This window comes from Alcanivorax sp. (genome assembly GCF_014762765.1).
Lineage (GTDB): Bacteria > Pseudomonadota > Gammaproteobacteria > Pseudomonadales > Alcanivoracaceae > Alcanivorax.
The window spans coordinates 1-14,349 of record NZ_JABURH010000155.1; the positions used below are offsets into that span (position 1 = coordinate 1).

General features: G+C 56.4%; 11 protein-coding genes. 5 read left to right on the top strand and 6 right to left on the bottom strand.

Going from position 1 to position 14,349, the window contains the following annotated elements:
- From HUJ17_RS11285 to HUJ17_RS11310, 6 genes are all read right to left on the bottom strand, one after another.
- On the bottom strand, positions 1-1,127 hold a 1,127-nt coding region (locus HUJ17_RS11285; RefSeq protein ID WP_290510783.1), incomplete at its 3' end, for a 4-hydroxyphenylacetate 3-hydroxylase N-terminal domain-containing protein.
- Positions 1,128-1,483: 356 nt separating this feature from the next.
- The gene (gene msrB / locus HUJ17_RS11290) at positions 1,484-1,915 is read right to left on the bottom strand and encodes a peptide-methionine (R)-S-oxide reductase MsrB (RefSeq protein ID WP_290510784.1); all 432 of its coding nucleotides are present in this window, start codon (positions 1,913-1,915) and stop codon (positions 1,484-1,486) included.
- The gene (msrA, locus tag HUJ17_RS11295) at positions 1,912-2,538 is read right to left on the bottom strand and encodes a peptide-methionine (S)-S-oxide reductase MsrA (protein ID WP_290510785.1); all 627 of its coding nucleotides are present in this window, start codon (positions 2,536-2,538) and stop codon (positions 1,912-1,914) included. The genes msrB and msrA overlap by 4 nt, the downstream gene beginning before the upstream one ends.
- 159 nt (positions 2,539-2,697) lie before the next feature.
- On the bottom strand, positions 2,698-3,840 hold the full coding sequence (locus HUJ17_RS11300; protein WP_290510786.1) for a CaiB/BaiF CoA-transferase family protein: 1,143 nt from the start codon (positions 3,838-3,840) through the stop codon (positions 2,698-2,700).
- 18 nt (positions 3,841-3,858) lie between these two features.
- Complete coding sequence (locus HUJ17_RS11305; RefSeq protein ID WP_290510787.1) at positions 3,859-4,467, bottom strand: hypothetical protein; 609 nt, start codon at positions 4,465-4,467, stop codon at positions 3,859-3,861.
- A gap of 176 nt (positions 4,468-4,643) precedes the next feature.
- Positions 4,644-6,629 carry a neutral/alkaline non-lysosomal ceramidase N-terminal domain-containing protein gene (locus tag HUJ17_RS11310; RefSeq protein WP_290510788.1) on the bottom strand — a complete coding sequence of 662 codons (1,986 nt, stop codon included), beginning with the start codon at positions 6,627-6,629 and terminating at the stop codon, positions 4,644-4,646.
- Positions 6,630-6,873: 244 nt separating this feature from the next.
- Between HUJ17_RS11310 and HUJ17_RS11315 the strand changes: the two genes are divergently transcribed.
- The 5 genes from HUJ17_RS11315 to HUJ17_RS11335 form a co-directional block, all read left to right on the top strand.
- Positions 6,874-7,965, top strand: coding sequence for an OmpA family protein (locus HUJ17_RS11315; protein ID WP_290510789.1), 1,092 nt, complete (start codon positions 6,874-6,876; stop codon positions 7,963-7,965).
- Between the two features lie 10 nt (positions 7,966-7,975).
- Positions 7,976-9,193 carry a thrombospondin type 3 repeat-containing protein gene (locus tag HUJ17_RS11320; RefSeq protein WP_290510790.1) on the top strand — a complete coding sequence of 406 codons (1,218 nt, stop codon included), beginning with the start codon at positions 7,976-7,978 and terminating at the stop codon, positions 9,191-9,193.
- Positions 9,194-9,372: 179 nt separating this feature from the next.
- Positions 9,373-11,457 (top strand): transporter substrate-binding domain-containing protein, encoded by a 2,085-nt coding sequence (locus tag HUJ17_RS11325; RefSeq protein WP_290510791.1) that lies wholly within the window; start codon positions 9,373-9,375, stop codon positions 11,455-11,457.
- Positions 11,458-11,586: 129 nt separating this feature from the next.
- A complete protein-coding gene (locus HUJ17_RS11330; RefSeq protein WP_290510792.1) occupies positions 11,587-11,874 on the top strand; it encodes a hypothetical protein in 288 nt (95 codons plus the stop codon).
- A gap of 310 nt (positions 11,875-12,184) precedes the next feature.
- The coding region (locus HUJ17_RS11335; RefSeq protein WP_290510793.1) for a thrombospondin type 3 repeat-containing protein at positions 12,185-14,349 on the top strand (2,165 nt) is incomplete at its 3' end.

A 14,349-nucleotide genomic window follows, 5' to 3' on the forward strand; every position in this document is an offset into this window, starting at 1 on the left:
ATGCCGCTGGGCATCTGCTTTGCCTCGTGGGAGCTGGCAATCCCGGAGGAGTAGATGGTCTCGTTCAGGTGCACCATTTCCACCAGCTTGTCGCGAATATGGCTGACTTTCTCCAGGCCGTTGTATTCGGCGATGGACGCGGCGGCGCCCACCAGTACATCCCCCAGGCCGGTTTTGCATACATAGCTGGCCCGGTGGTAGGCGGTGAAACGAGCGACCATGTCCTGGGCAAACTCGTACTCGCCATCCATGAAGACATGTTCATGGGGAATGAATACATCGTCGAAGTAGACCAGCACTTCCTGGCCGCCGTATTCGGCGTTGCCCTGGTCGATGTCGCCGCCTTCCATGGCCCGGGTGTCGCAGCTCTGGCGGCCGTAGATGTAGGTGATGCCTTCCGCGTCGCCGGGGATCATGCCGACCACCGCATAATCCCGGTCCTCTTCGGTCAGATTCATGGTGGGCATGACGCAGATCCAGTGCTGATTCCAGCCACCGGTCATATGGGCTTTCACGCCTTTTACGTAAATGCCCTTTTCCGTGCGACGGGTCACGCGCATGAACATGTCCGGGTCGCTCTGCTGGGCAGGGCGCTTGCTGCGGTCGCCTTTGGGGTCGGTCATGCCAGCGGCGATAAGGATATTCTTGCGTTGCGCTTCACCGAGAAAATCCAGGAAACGATGGTGATACTGGGTGCCGTGTTTTTCGTCGATCTCGTAGGTGATCGAATGCAGGACACTGATGGTGTCCAGGCCAGTGCAGCGTTGAAAACAGGTGCCGGTAATCTGGCCCATGCGTCGCTGCATTTTATTCTTTTTCACCAGGTCCGCCGGCGATTCCACGATGTGCAGAAAACGGTTTACCTGTGCATCAATCAGCGGGGACCAGGCCGTGGCCAATTCCGGATCCTCAATGGCCAGATCGTAACTGGCTCGCAGGGCATTGATGCTGGGTTTGATGATCGGGTGGTCAGCGGGCTCATCGATCAGCTCGCCGAACAGGAACAGGCGAGTGCCGCGGTTGCGCAGGCTGGCCAGGTAATCCTCTCCGGTCTTGAGGACAGAAAAGCGGTTCCAGCGTTGTTCGGCGCTTTCCTCGCGGCGCGGGGCAGGGGTCGCGGCGTTCATGGTGCCTCCTGTGATTTCCATTGCTCTGGCTGCGGCCAGATTATCGTGACTTGGGGGTCACTTCCGATGGTATACAGGGTGTTGCGCGAGGCAATGACAGAAACTGCCGCTGTACGCTGCGGTCAAGTCAGGGGTGCTGTGGTGCCGGGATGGCTGGCTGTAGGAGCGTCGCTTGCGGCGCGATAACTAACCCAGGATTAAAAGCTTTTTCACCACAGAGGACACAGAGCACACAGAGAAAAAAACAGTCTTTTCCTCAGTGATCTCTGTGTCCTCTGTGGTAATACGTCTTTTGAGGTTTTGGTTTATCGCGCCGCCAGCGACGTTATTCGCTTCGCACCTACGGATGGGGTGGGTCAATCCTGCGCCTTGAACACCATCGACGCTGAATTCAGGCAGTACCGCAGGCCGGTGGGGGGCGGACCGTCCGGGAATACATGGCCCAGATGGCCGTCGCAGCGGGCACAGCGGATTTCCACCCGGGTCATGCCGTGGCTGGTGTCGCGCAGTTCGCGGATATGCTCAGGGTCGAAGGGCTGGTAGAAGCTGGGCCAGCCGGTGCCCGACTCGAATTTGGCGCTGGCGGCGAAAAGCGGCAGCTCGCACAGTTTGCAGTGGTAAACGCCATTTTCCTTGTTGTCGAGCAGGCCACCGCAGAAGGGTGGCTCGGTGCCCTGATTCAGCAGGATGCGCCTTTCCTCATCAGTGAGGTGTTCTGCTCGTTGCTGTTTCTCCTCGTCGCTGAGCGGAGTGAGATCATGGCCGCTGGCTGAGTGTGTTGTGTTCATTGCGTATTCCCCTTGAGCAGGTCGGGAAAGGCGTGGATCAGTTTTTCCACCTTGGGCCTGGCCACGTGAACGATATAACCCTGGTTGGGATTGTGGCTGGCGAAATTCTGATGGTAGTCCTCACCCCGGTAGAACGTCTCCAAAGGCTCCAGAGTGGTCACGATGGGGGCCGTAAAGGCTCCGGCGTTGTCCAGCTGCTGGATATAAGCGTCGGCCACCGTGTTTTCTTCAGGGCTCTGATAGAAAATGGCGGACCGATACTGGGTGCCGCGGTCGTTGCCCTGGCGGTCTTTCTGGGTGGGGTCGTGGGCCACAGAGAAGAACACCTTGAGCAGCTGTCCGTAGCTGATCACCTTGCTGTCGTACTCGATTTCCACCACTTCCGCGTGGCCGGTGGTACCAGTACAGACCGCCTCATAATTGGCACGGGCGGCATGGCCACCGGCATAACCGGAGGTTACCCCGAGTACGCCATCCAGATTGAGGTAGACCGCTTCAACGCACCAGAAACATCCCCCCGCCAGAACGGCTTTCTGGATACCGCCAGTTGGCAGATCATCCACCGGGTCGGGAAAGCGTTCCGGGTGAATGGCCAGGGATGTTCCGGGTATTACTGCACTCATGGTGTCCTCCGCTAGTCAGAATGCCCCGGCTTGCGGCCGGGGGCTCTGCTGCCCCGAAAAAGATGCTGTTGGAGCTTTGCTCGCAAAGCGAAGGTCCAGGCTGCACAGCACTTGATAGAACCCTTCGCCTTGCGAGCAAGGCTCCAACAGTGGCTCAGGTCAGTCCTGCTTTACTGCGCCGCTGCTGATCAATGTGTCGATCTGTTCTTCACTGAAACCGGCCTGGCGGAGAACCGCCAGACTGTCGGCTCCGGCGCTGGCTGCGGCTTTGATATCGCCGGTGGTGCTGCGCGAGAAGCGCGGTGTCGGTGCCGGCTGCACGGTATTGCCAACAGTGACAAAGGAACCTCTTGCCACGTTATGCGGGTGTGAAGGCGCTTCTTCAATGCTTAGCACCGGCGCGAAACACACGTCGGTACCTTCCATCAACGCGGTCCATTCATCACGGCTCTTTTGTTTGATGACCGCCGCCAGTTTTTGTTTCATTTCCGGCCACATGGCCGGGTTCATCTGCTGATCAAAGTCCTCGGCGGGTAACTCTGCGATGCGGCAAAGTTCGGCGTAGAACTGCGGTTCGATACTACCGATGGACACGAACTTGCCGTCCGCCGTTTCGTAGACTTCATAAAAGTGGGCACCGGAATCGAGCATGTGGGTGCCGCGGTTTTCGGTGAACATGCCCTGGGCCTTGAGGCCATAGAACATGGCCATGAGGGCAGCGGAGCCTTCCACCATGGAGCTGTCGACCACCTGGCCCTCGCCGGAGCGCTGGGCTTCCAGGGCGGCACAGACCATACCGAAGGCGAGCATCATGCCGCCACCCCCGAAATCGCCTACCAGGTTAAGCGGAATGGCCGGTTTTTCTCCCTGGCGGCCCATGGCATGAAGGGCACCGGACAGGGAGATGTAGTTCATGTCGTGACCGGCCGCTTTGGCCAGCGGACCCGTCTGGCCCCAACCCGTCATGCGGCCATACACCAGTTTCGGATTACGGGCCAGGCATTGTTCCGGGCCGATACCGAGGCGTTCGGTCACACCCGGGCGAAAGCCTTCGAACAGGCCGTCGGCGGTTTCACAGAGCTTGAGGACAGTCTCGATGCCTGCCGGGCTTTTCAGGTCCAGGGCGAGGTTCTGCCGATTGCGAAACAGCACGCTATGGCCGACGGCGGCGTGGGGGTTGCCGCCGGGGCGATCAATACGGATCACTGTGGCGCCCATGTCAGCGAGCATCATGCCGCAGAAGGGGCCGGGGCCGATGCCGGCCAGTTCGATAAAGGTCAGTCCGTTCAGTGGGCCAGTCATAGTCTTTATTTTCCGTTGTCAGGGTATTAATGCGTGTTCTTTGAGTGTCTTGCGCAGGGCCGTACATTGGCTCTTGGCAATGGCAACGGTGTTACTGGCTTCGTGAGTGGTGGCGATACCGGTCCACAGGGGTTTGCCGTCGGCATTGACCAGCTCCGCGCCGTGTTGACGCAGGGCCTCCGGGACGTCTTCCCGGGCCAGTTCGCCGCCAAGACCCACTTGCCAGGTCGGTTTCATCTCGCCGGCGGACTGGTCCATGGGGTTGAGACGATTGCCCGCCGTGGGCGGTGCTGCTGCATCGATCAGCAAGTGGGTGAGCTCCACCACCAGAACCCGTTGCACATCATTGCTCTGCGCCCAGTCGAGGATGCGGTTTTTTCCGCCTTCGTACCATAACGGTAATTCCTGGTGGCTGAGCAAAATGGTCAACGAACTACTTGAAAATATTTCCTTGCAGGTCAGCTCCCAGGTTTCACGGGTGCTGCCTTCCGGGGTATGGGCAACCAACAGCAGTGTTTCCTGGGGAGGATGGCTCCCTTCAGCGGTGAAGCGGGTTGTCACCTGGGTAGTGCTGGCACAACCGGCAACGAGCAGGGCGGGTAGCAGAAAGCGAAGCAGCGGGCGCATGGCAGATCTCCGGGAGAAAAAGCGGTGCCTTGTAGCACGTTTTCAGTGTAGCAGTGCCATTGGCATGGCTCATCCGTTAACGGCCATACCTCGTCTGAGGTTGTGACAGGGTTGTCGGCAAAGCGCTGAGTGATATCGCAGATGCGAGGCGGACTCAGCGCAGCTTGCTGAGCAGGCTATGGCAAGGGAGCGGACAACACGGGTTGCTGCTGATTGGCACTAACGGAAAAGCGGCAGGATCCGGAAGGAGAGGGTGTGGCAGGGTACCAGCGCACCTCATAATGACCGCGTCTTTTATCCGTGTCTTGCTGGTGCCGCAGCTGTAGCTCGGCGCTGTCATCGCTGATCATCACGCCATTGTCGCAGTGAACAGCCAGTAGAGGGCGGTCCAGTGTGAGCTGATTAGCCGGTTCCGCTTCCAGTAGCAGGCTCCAGTAAGGGCCGGTGGTGGCATCACCGTCATGACGCCTTGGCTCGTTTAACCAGCGCCGTGTGCCCGGACCTGCCAGCGAGTCAGGAAAGTATTCCCGGCTGAGCAGGGAAAAAGTCTGCTGGGCCGGGATGTCATTAATGTCACCTTGTTGTTGCAGCTCCCGGCTCAGCCCTTCGCTCTGCTGAATCAGGAAATCCAGGGTATGCGGCCCATAAAGAGTATGACCGCCCTCGTAGTACTGCAGCGCATATTCTTCCGGAGTGACGGCATAGCCGAAGTAGCCATTGGCCAGACTGGAAATTTCCACTTTCCAGTCGGTGCCTTCTGGCAGGGTGCTGGCCACCGCCTGGCGAAGCCGGTTGCCGCTTTCCAGGGTGATTTCCCAGGGCAGGGGAACCAGTATCAGGTTGTTGATGCGTACGATCTGGAACAGGGCCTGGTGGGGGAAACGTTCTGCTGGCAACAGCAGTTGCAGTTTGGACAACATCCATTGCTTCACGCCCTGGCAGTTATCGGTAAAGACCCGGCGGGGCCAGCCTTCTTTCATAAACGGGAGATAGGAAACCGGGAAGACTTCGTCGCCGTTGGCGGCACCGGCGACGGAGGCACCGGCGATGGCTCGTTCGCAAAGTCCGAAGCGGCCGGTATCGATGTCGTCGAGCAAATCCAGCTGGCGGCTGGCGATGGCGGTGGTCAGGTTGTCGGTGAGCTGGCTTTCCAGAGAATCAAAAAGTCTGAGCGCATGTTTCCCCAGTGCCCGGCCGATACGTTCGGCCTCAAGGTCACCCCGCAAATTTTCTTTCCAGGCCGGGTTGTTATCTGCATGGGTAGCCTGGGCGGCGCCGTGGATGAATTGGGGGTTATTACCGGCCATTTCGCTTTCCAGTTCGTCACTGATCCAGTGCCAGACGTCCGCATGGTAGGGGCGGGTAAAGGGCGGTATGGCGGTTCCGTGGATTGAGTAGAGGCTGAGTGCGCCTGAGGGTACGAAATGGTCTCCCTGGCGCTGATCAATGCGCAGCAAGGTCATGGTGGGGTTGACCGCCTGCATGGGATCCGCGTTGGTGGGATCCCGCTCAGGGAAGTTGTTGGTCCAAGCCTCGATGGAGCGATTGCGGGTAACGCCAAACAGATCGCTCTGACCCACGGCAAAGCGCGCCTCGCGCCTGGATTCATAGGCGTTGATGACGGCGTCGGCAATACGTTGACTGAGAAACTCGAACAGGGCCGGGTCGAAGCCCGGCCGGTTACTGCCGAACACGTTGTAGAAATCGCTGCCGAGATACTGGCCGGGACCGGAGTGGGTGTGGGTAACCAGCAGGGTCACGGCATGGGCAGGCACATCGGTATCATCGGCGATCAGTTCTGCTACCCGGTGGCGCAGCACCAGCGAACCGGAGCCAAGATCCAGTTGTACGATAGCAAGCGGGATCTGCCCGGGGCTTTTCAGGTAGAACGCCCTTGCCTTGAGCCGGGTGCGAAAGCCGTCTGCGTCCTTTGCCCACGCGGAATAACCAAACTTGGGTATGCCGGCGGGCGGCGTAATGTCCCGTTCAGCGATACCTGCTTTTGCTGTTGAGGCGTCCGCTGCTATCGGTTGTACAGGGAAAGAGAAAGACAGGTTCTGCCGGGGGTAAAACAGGAAGGGCCAGGCGGTGTGCAGCAGGCCACCGAAAATGCCGACAAACAAGAGTAAGAGCAGTAGATAGCGGGTGCGCAATGTTCGCATGAGAAATGGCGTTCCAGTTAATTTGTACTATCGTGCCACATTTGGGTTTGTTATGAAATATAACCCTTGAAACGGCGCCATTTCACTCGTTTCGATACGAAAGGATACGCTCAGAAACAAAATAGGGTGCCAGCAACCATTCGGCAACATTAAAGCAACGTAACGGCACTCGTTCATGGTTTTAAAGCGCGCCCAATGCTATTTCAATAATTGCACAGATCAATCATACCCGAGGGGGGTAATCATGAAAGGATGCATTCGACTCTCAGCTCTTGCGCTTTCTGTGGCCATTGCGAACCAGGCATTGGCAGAAGACAAGGCAGGTGACTCTACACGCCAGTACTTGGCGCCCATGGCAAGCTACCTGGTGCTCGACGAGGATCGGGAAATTTCCCGTAATGGTCTCGGTGCCAGCCTGATCTATGGCCGTGAGCTCTCTGAACACTGGTGGTGGGAGACTGAGGGTGCTACCTATGGTCTTGATACCGATGTTGAGGGTGGCACGGATTTTTACCAGTATGCATTGAGCACCGGCATCGCCTATGCCTTTGGCGATCGTGAAGGCTTTACGCCGTTTGTGCTTGCCAACATCGGTGCTATCTACAATGACGTTGTTCCCGATGATGATGACGGTACCGACTTGCATGCCAATGTGGGTGTTGGTGCGGTTACCGGGCCGATTTTCGATAACGGCCTGAAGCTGCGTGCTGAAGCCCGTTACATGTATGACGATTTTGATGGGGTTTCCGGCAGCCTTTCCGAGGACGAAGGCGGCTTCAACGACTGGCGCTTCTCTCTGGGCCTGGAAATTCCTCTGGGCGTTACCAAGGTGGTAGAAGTCGAGAAGATCGTCTATGAAACCCGCGAAGTTGAAAAAATCGTAGAGAAACCCTTCGTGGACAGTGATGGTGATGGCGTGCCGGATGACCGTGACAAGTGTCCGGATACCATTGAAGGCGCCAAAGTCGATTCTGATGGTTGTATGATCATGAATCAGACGATCACCTTCAACAACATCAACTTTGAGCTGAATTCAGCAGAAATTACCGCAAGCTCAGGCCCCTCTCTGAATCGTGTGGCCAAAGCATTGAAGGCCCAGCAAGACTTTAATGTTGAGATTGCCGGCCATACTGACAGCACCGGTTCAGCGTCTTACAACGAGAGTCTGTCTGACAAGCGTGCCAAATCCGTACGCCAGTATCTGATTGATCAGGGCATCGACGCGGATCGCCTTACCGCTCGCGGTTACGGTGAACTGGAGCCGATTGCCAGCAACGAAAATCAGTCCGGTCGTGCCATGAACCGCCGCGTGGAATTCCGCGTCAGCGAGCAGTAGGAGAGTAGCAATGAGCACTTATATGAAAACGCTGTTCGCTTTTCTGCTGGCAACCACTCTGGCCTTTGGGCTGGCCGGTTGTGAAGCCGAAGGCGATAGTAACGGCAACAACCCGGGGTCCCGGATTTCCGATCAGGACAATGACGGTATCCCTGATGATGAAGACAACTGTCCGACTATTCCCAACTCTGATCAGAGCGACATTGACGGTGATGGACTCGGTGATGTCTGCGATGACGATACCGACAACGACACCATCCCTGATGATGAGGATAACTGTCCTTTGGTCCCGAACACGGATCAGATTGATACCAATGGTGATGGTATCGGTGACGCCTGTACCGATGACGAAGACGGTGATGGCATCCCCGATGACACCGATAACTGTCCGGTAATCCCGAACCCGGGCCAGGAAGATGGTGACGGTGACGGCATCGGCGATGTCTGTGACAACTGCCCACTGGTAGCGAACCCGGGTCAGGAAGATGCGGATGCCAATACCATTGGTGATGTCTGTGAAGATGATGATGATGGCGATGGCATTCCCAACGACGATGACAACTGCCCGGTAACTCCGAACCCGGATCAGGCAGATGTTGATGCGGATGGTGTGGGTGATGTGTGTGATAACTGCCCCAACACTGCCAACGCTGACCAGTCAGATGTGGATGAAGACGGCACTGGTGATGTGTGTGATGTGGATGGTTTTAGCTGCACCGCAGGCGGTCCGTTCGAGCCTCTCACTGCTGCCAATTTCGGCGCGACCGGTGAAACCTTCGGCGTATGTGTTGGTTGTGGTGTGGTTTCCCCTGAGCTGGTGCTGGATGAAATGAATGGCACTTTCGCGGAAATGAACCTGTCCCTGAACGTCGCTGGCGGAACCCGGTTGACCGTGACCGAGAGCACCAATACCAATTTCACTGGTTTGGTGAACATCGGCTTTGTCACCAGTAACCCGAATACTGGCTTGCTGGATCTGGGTGTGCTTGGTGATTTCCTGACCCTCCGTCTCTATGACGATGGCGTGGAAGTCGACAGCTTCACCGTTGGCGGTGGCTTGCTGGCCCTGGATGTTGCAGGCCTGCTGGGCGGCCCGGAACAGACCTTCATCGGTACTGAAGTGGATGCTGACGCTACCGCGTTTGATGCTGTGGCGCTGGAATTCGGTGGCCTGATTTCTGCAGATAGTGAAGTGCGCGTACACGATACCTGTGTGCAGCAACTCTAACTGTAGCACTCCTTCTCTAAGGGGCCTTCGGGCCCCTTTTTTTGTCTCATATTGTGTGCCGCAAGGCTGCACCATGCCTCTTATGGCGCGATGACAAAATAATCGCCCACCGTCCTCGAAATCGTTACCCTGTCTGTAAGACCCAATAATGACAACCAGAGCAGTAAAGGGGGGACATCATGCGAACCAGCATTCTTTTGACAGTGTATTTGTTGGTTTCCTTATTGGCCGGTTGCGACAAGGAGCCCGGGGTTGGTGAAGTCGTCAGCACCTTCAAGAACTATGAAGAAACCGGTGATCTTCCCGCTTTGCGGGAACGTGGCTATATCCGGCTGCTTGCGCCCCGCTTTGATGAGCCATCCGGGTTGCCGCGGGATGGAATTCCTGCCAGAGAGTACCAGGCCCAGGCAGAGGCCTTTGCCAGGGAACTGGGACTGCAGCCCCGCTGGGTTTATGCGGAGAGCTTTGCTGAGCTTGGCGCTTTGATCAATGCGGGTGTCGCCGACATTATTGTTACCAATTATTCGGTTACCAAAGAACGTCAAAAGAGTCTGGCATTTTCCACCCCGGTAAATGCCGTACAGGAAAAGCTGGTCGTACCTGAAGAGCAGGCAGGTATCACCCTGGCCAAGCTGAAAAACCTTACTATCTCGGTTCCGGAAGGTACCTCTTACCAGGAAACCGCAGAGAGGCTGGCGCGCCGTTACGACAACATCTCGGTGGAAATCCTGGATGCAGACCTCTCCGATGAGGAGTTGGTTGAAGGCGTGGAATCCGGAGACCTGGGCGCCACCATTATCGACAGCAATATGCTGGATATCCTTATCAGTCCTGATGCCGATGCGGCGATTGGGCCTGTGGTGAATCGAAAGCGGCGCATCGCCTGGGCAGTGCGGCAGGACAGCACCGAACTGCTGGATCGCATCAATCAGTTCATAACCAGTGAGCGGGTTATGTCGTCTGTGAAAGTACAGGAAAAGCGTGACTGGTCAGCGATCAAGGAGCAGGGGGTGTTGCGGGTCATTACCTCCAACAATCCTGCCAGTTATTTCATGTGGCGTGGTGAGCTGATGGGGTTCGATTATGACCTGATTAACGACTTTGCCAAGAAACACCGGTTGCGTGTCAGTGTTGTTGTTCGCGACAGTCCTTCAGCCATGTTTGCAGCGTTGCAGGCGGGAGAGGGCGATGTAATTGCCGCCTCAATGACGATCACTGAGGATCGCAAGAAGCTGGGCTGGATGTTCAGTGACCGTTATCTGGAGGTAAACGAGCAGTTGATCGGGCGTTCCGATGAAGAACCCCTGGAAAACATCGGCCAACTGGCTGGCCGTACCATAGCGGTCAACCCGGAAACTGCCTATTACGATACCCTGCAGCAGCTACTGGAGAATGATTTTCCTTTCATCGTTCAGGAAGTGCCGGGCGCCAGTACCGAGATGCTGATCAATGCTGTCGCCAACGGCGAATACGATCTCACCATGGCCGACAGTCATCTCGCCGCCATGGAATCCACCTATCGGGAAGACATTGCCGTGCTGTTCGAATTCGAGCCTGCCAAGGAGATCGGCTGGGGGCTACGGGAGGAGCAGAAGGCGCTCAAAGAGCAGCTAGACAGCTATATCGCCCGTCAGTATCGGGGCCTGAATTACAACATCACTTACAATCGTTATTTCCGCGAGAAAAAAACCATCAACACCCATGAGGCCTATCGTGTCGGCTCGGGTAAAGCCATTTCACCCTATGATGATCTGGTAAAGAGTGAGTCACTGAAATACGGCCTGGATTGGCGCTTGATCACCTCGCAGATGTACCAGGAAAGTCGCTTCAACCCCAAGGCACGCTCCTTTGCCGGCGCCCAGGGGCTGTTGCAGGTAATGCCACGTACGGGGCGTCAGTTTGGTTACAGCAACCTGACCCGGCCTGAGAACGGAGTGGCGGCCGGTGTTGCCTATATGGACTGGCTGGAACAGCGGTTTCCGGCGCGTCTGGACCTGGCTGAAAAACTGTATTTTACCTTGGCGGCATACAATGCGGGCCATGGTCATGTGGAAGACGCTCGCCGGCTGGCGGAACGTCTTGGAAAGGATCCGGATAAATGGTTTGGCCATGTGGAAGAGGCCATGTTGCTGCTTTCCCGGCCGGAATACGCCCGTCAGGCTCGTTATGGCTATGTCCGGGGGGCTGAGCCGGTTAAGTACGTCAGACAGATCAAGAATCGCTATCTCGGCTATGTGTCGGCTCTGGAGCAAGAAGATGGCTAGCTGCCTGTCGGGTATAGACTGGCTGTGAAAGGGAAGGTCAGGAAAACTGCTGGTTTTTACAAAGTAGCCATGGAAAAGTAGTGATGCAGCCCCATGATAGAGGTACCCATTCATTGAAAGGAGATTGTGATGGATCGCAATGCTTTCATCGAAAAGATTAAAGGCAAGCTGAACGAGCTGGATAATGAATTTGACCAGTTGCAAGTCAAGGCGGACAAGGCCAGTGAGGACGTTCGCCACAAGTGGGAAAACCGCAAACTGGAGTTGAAGGAAAAACGCCAGGAACTGGCGGCACGGCTGGATGAGCTGCGCAACGACAGCAGCGCCCGCTGGGAAGATGTGAAGGCCAGTGTGGAAAAAACCTGGGACAGCACCCTGGAAGGGTTGAAGGACATCAAGAACAACCTTCTCAAATAAGCTTCAGTCAAATTTAACATCAAGGATTTTGGGAAAAGCGTGCCAATTTATTGGTGCGCTTTTTTTATGAAAAATTCATACCGCTTATCGCGAAATTTTCAACTACTGTCATGCCAACTGTAAAAGAACAGTTTGTAACTGTATTCCCTTTCCAAAAAACAACAGAATTTCAACAGTGAGATTGACGGAAACGTCACATCCGAGAGTAGTCTGTGAAGAAAGTATGCATTGTCTAGGGAGTAGTGGCATGAAGAGTCAGGGACGGTTTCATATAGCTTGGTGGGTACCCGTTTTGCTGTTGATAGGCAGCTTGGGCTTGTCTGGTTGTGGTGCGGATGGAGATGGTTCTCGCTCGCAACCCCCGGTTAATAGGGATGCTGATCAGGACGGCGATAATGTTCCTGACAACCGTGACAATTGTCCTTCTGTCAGTAACCCCGGCCAGTCCGATGCGGACGGTGATGGCCTTGGCGATGCCTGCGACAACGATGCTGACGGCGATACTATCCTCAACAGCAACGATAACTGTCCGACCGTGGCGAATACGGACCAGATTGATACGGATGGTGATGGTGTCGGGGATGCCTGTGACACGGATACGGACACCGATGGCGACGGGGTCGATGATGGTGTGGATAACTGTCCTGCTGTTGCCAACCCGGGCCAGACAGATACAGACAGTGATGGTACCGGCGATGCCTGTGATACAGATGATGACAATGATGGTGTAGAGGACAGCAGCGATAACTGCCCGCAGACCAGTAACCCGGATCAGACAGACACGGATGGTAACGGCATTGGTGATGCCTGCGATGTGGACAGCGACGGGGATGGCATCAGCGATGACCTGGATAACTGCCCGAATACTGCCAATGCGGACCAGACCGATACCGACAACGACGGCATGGGTGATGTCTGTGATGCGGATGACGACGGTGATGGTGTCAACGACAGCAGCGATAACTGCCCGCTGACCAGTAACCCGGATCAGGCTGACAGTGATGGTGATGGCATTGGTGATGCCTGTGATACCGGTAACAACGACAGTGATGGTGATGGTATCGACGATGATGTGGATAACTGTCCTGCTGTGGCCAATGCTGGCCAGGAAGATCTGGATGGTGACGGCACTGGCGATGCCTGCGATGACGATACCGATGGTGATGGTGTGGCCGATGCGCTGGATAACTGCCCGCTTACCGCAAATTCAACCCAACTGGATACCGACCTGGACGGGCAGGGTGATGCCTGCGATAGCGATGATGACGGTGATGGCGTTGACGATGGCGCCGACAATTGCCCGACGGTAAGCAATCCGGACCAGGCTGACAGTGATGGTGATGGCATCGGTGATAGCTGTGATCTTGACCTGGACGGTGATGGTGTCGATGACCTGAGCGACAATTGCCCGTTGATCGCCAATCCCGACCAGTTGGATTCCGATGGCGACGGCCTGGGCGATGCCTGTGATCCCGATGATGACAATGATCTGGTGCTGGACGCCGTCGATAACTGCCCCCTGACTGCCAACACCGACCAGGCGGATGCAGACGGTGACGGTGTTGGTGATGCCTGCGACAGCAACACCGATAGCGATGGCGATGGTATTGACGATGGTATCGACAACTGTCCCGCTGTGAGTAACCCGGACCAGATCGACACGGATGGGGATGGTATTGGCGATGCCTGTGACCCGCTGACCGACAGTGATGGCGATGGCGTCGCGGACGATGTGGACAACTGTCCCGATGTGGCCAATGCCGACCAGGTGGACAATGATGGCGACGGTCAGGGTGATGCCTGCGATACGGATGACGACAATGATTCCGTGCCGGATCTGCTCGACAACTGCCCCAACGATGCTAATGCCACACAACTGGATTCTGATCTGGACGGTATCGGTGATGTCTGTGATACCGACGATGACAACGATGGCGTGGACGATGCGAGTGACAACTGCCCTACAGTCAGTAACCCGGATCAGGCGGATGCAGATGGGGACGGCATCGGTGATAGCTGTGATGTGGACCTGGATGGCGATGGTGTGGATGACCTCAGTGATAATTGTCCGCTGATTGCCAATGCCGACCAGGTAGATACGGATGGTGATGGGCTGGGCGACGTCTGTGACCCGGATGATGACAATGATCTGGTGCTGGATGGCCTGGATAATTGCCCGCTGACAGCCAATACGGATCAGGCCGACATCGATGGTGATGGCATCGGCGATGCCTGCGATACGGTGAACGACAGTGATGGCGATGGCGTGGCAGACGAAATGGATAACTGCCCGAATACCGCGAACCCGGACCAGGCAGATGCCGACAGCGATGGGGTCGGTGACGCCTGTGATACGGATGCGGACAATGACGGTGTTGACGACGACGTGGACAACTGCCCGAATAACCCGAATGCCGATCAGGCAGATGCGGATGGGGATGGCCTGGGGGATGTCTGCGATGCGGAGTTCACCTG

Coding starts and splice junctions, on each gene's coding strand:
- HUJ17_RS11305 (WP_290510787.1), bottom strand. CDS start 4,467: ATGCGCCCGCTGCTTCGCTTTCTGCTACCCGCCCTGCTCGTTGCCGGT.
- HUJ17_RS11315 (WP_290510789.1), top strand. CDS start 6,874: ATGAAAGGATGCATTCGACTCTCAGCTCTTGCGCTTTCTGTGGCCATT.
- HUJ17_RS11310 (WP_290510788.1), bottom strand. CDS start 6,629: ATGCGAACATTGCGCACCCGCTATCTACTGCTCTTACTCTTGTTTGTC.
- HUJ17_RS11300 (WP_290510786.1), bottom strand. CDS start 3,840: ATGACTGGCCCACTGAACGGACTGACCTTTATCGAACTGGCCGGCATC.
- HUJ17_RS11325 (WP_290510791.1), top strand. CDS start 9,373: ATGCGAACCAGCATTCTTTTGACAGTGTATTTGTTGGTTTCCTTATTG.
- HUJ17_RS11330 (WP_290510792.1), top strand. CDS start 11,587: ATGGATCGCAATGCTTTCATCGAAAAGATTAAAGGCAAGCTGAACGAG.
- msrA (WP_290510785.1), bottom strand. CDS start 2,538: ATGAGTGCAGTAATACCCGGAACATCCCTGGCCATTCACCCGGAACGC.
- HUJ17_RS11320 (WP_290510790.1), top strand. CDS start 7,976: ATGAGCACTTATATGAAAACGCTGTTCGCTTTTCTGCTGGCAACCACT.
- msrB (WP_290510784.1), bottom strand. CDS start 1,915: ATGAACACAACACACTCAGCCAGCGGCCATGATCTCACTCCGCTCAGC.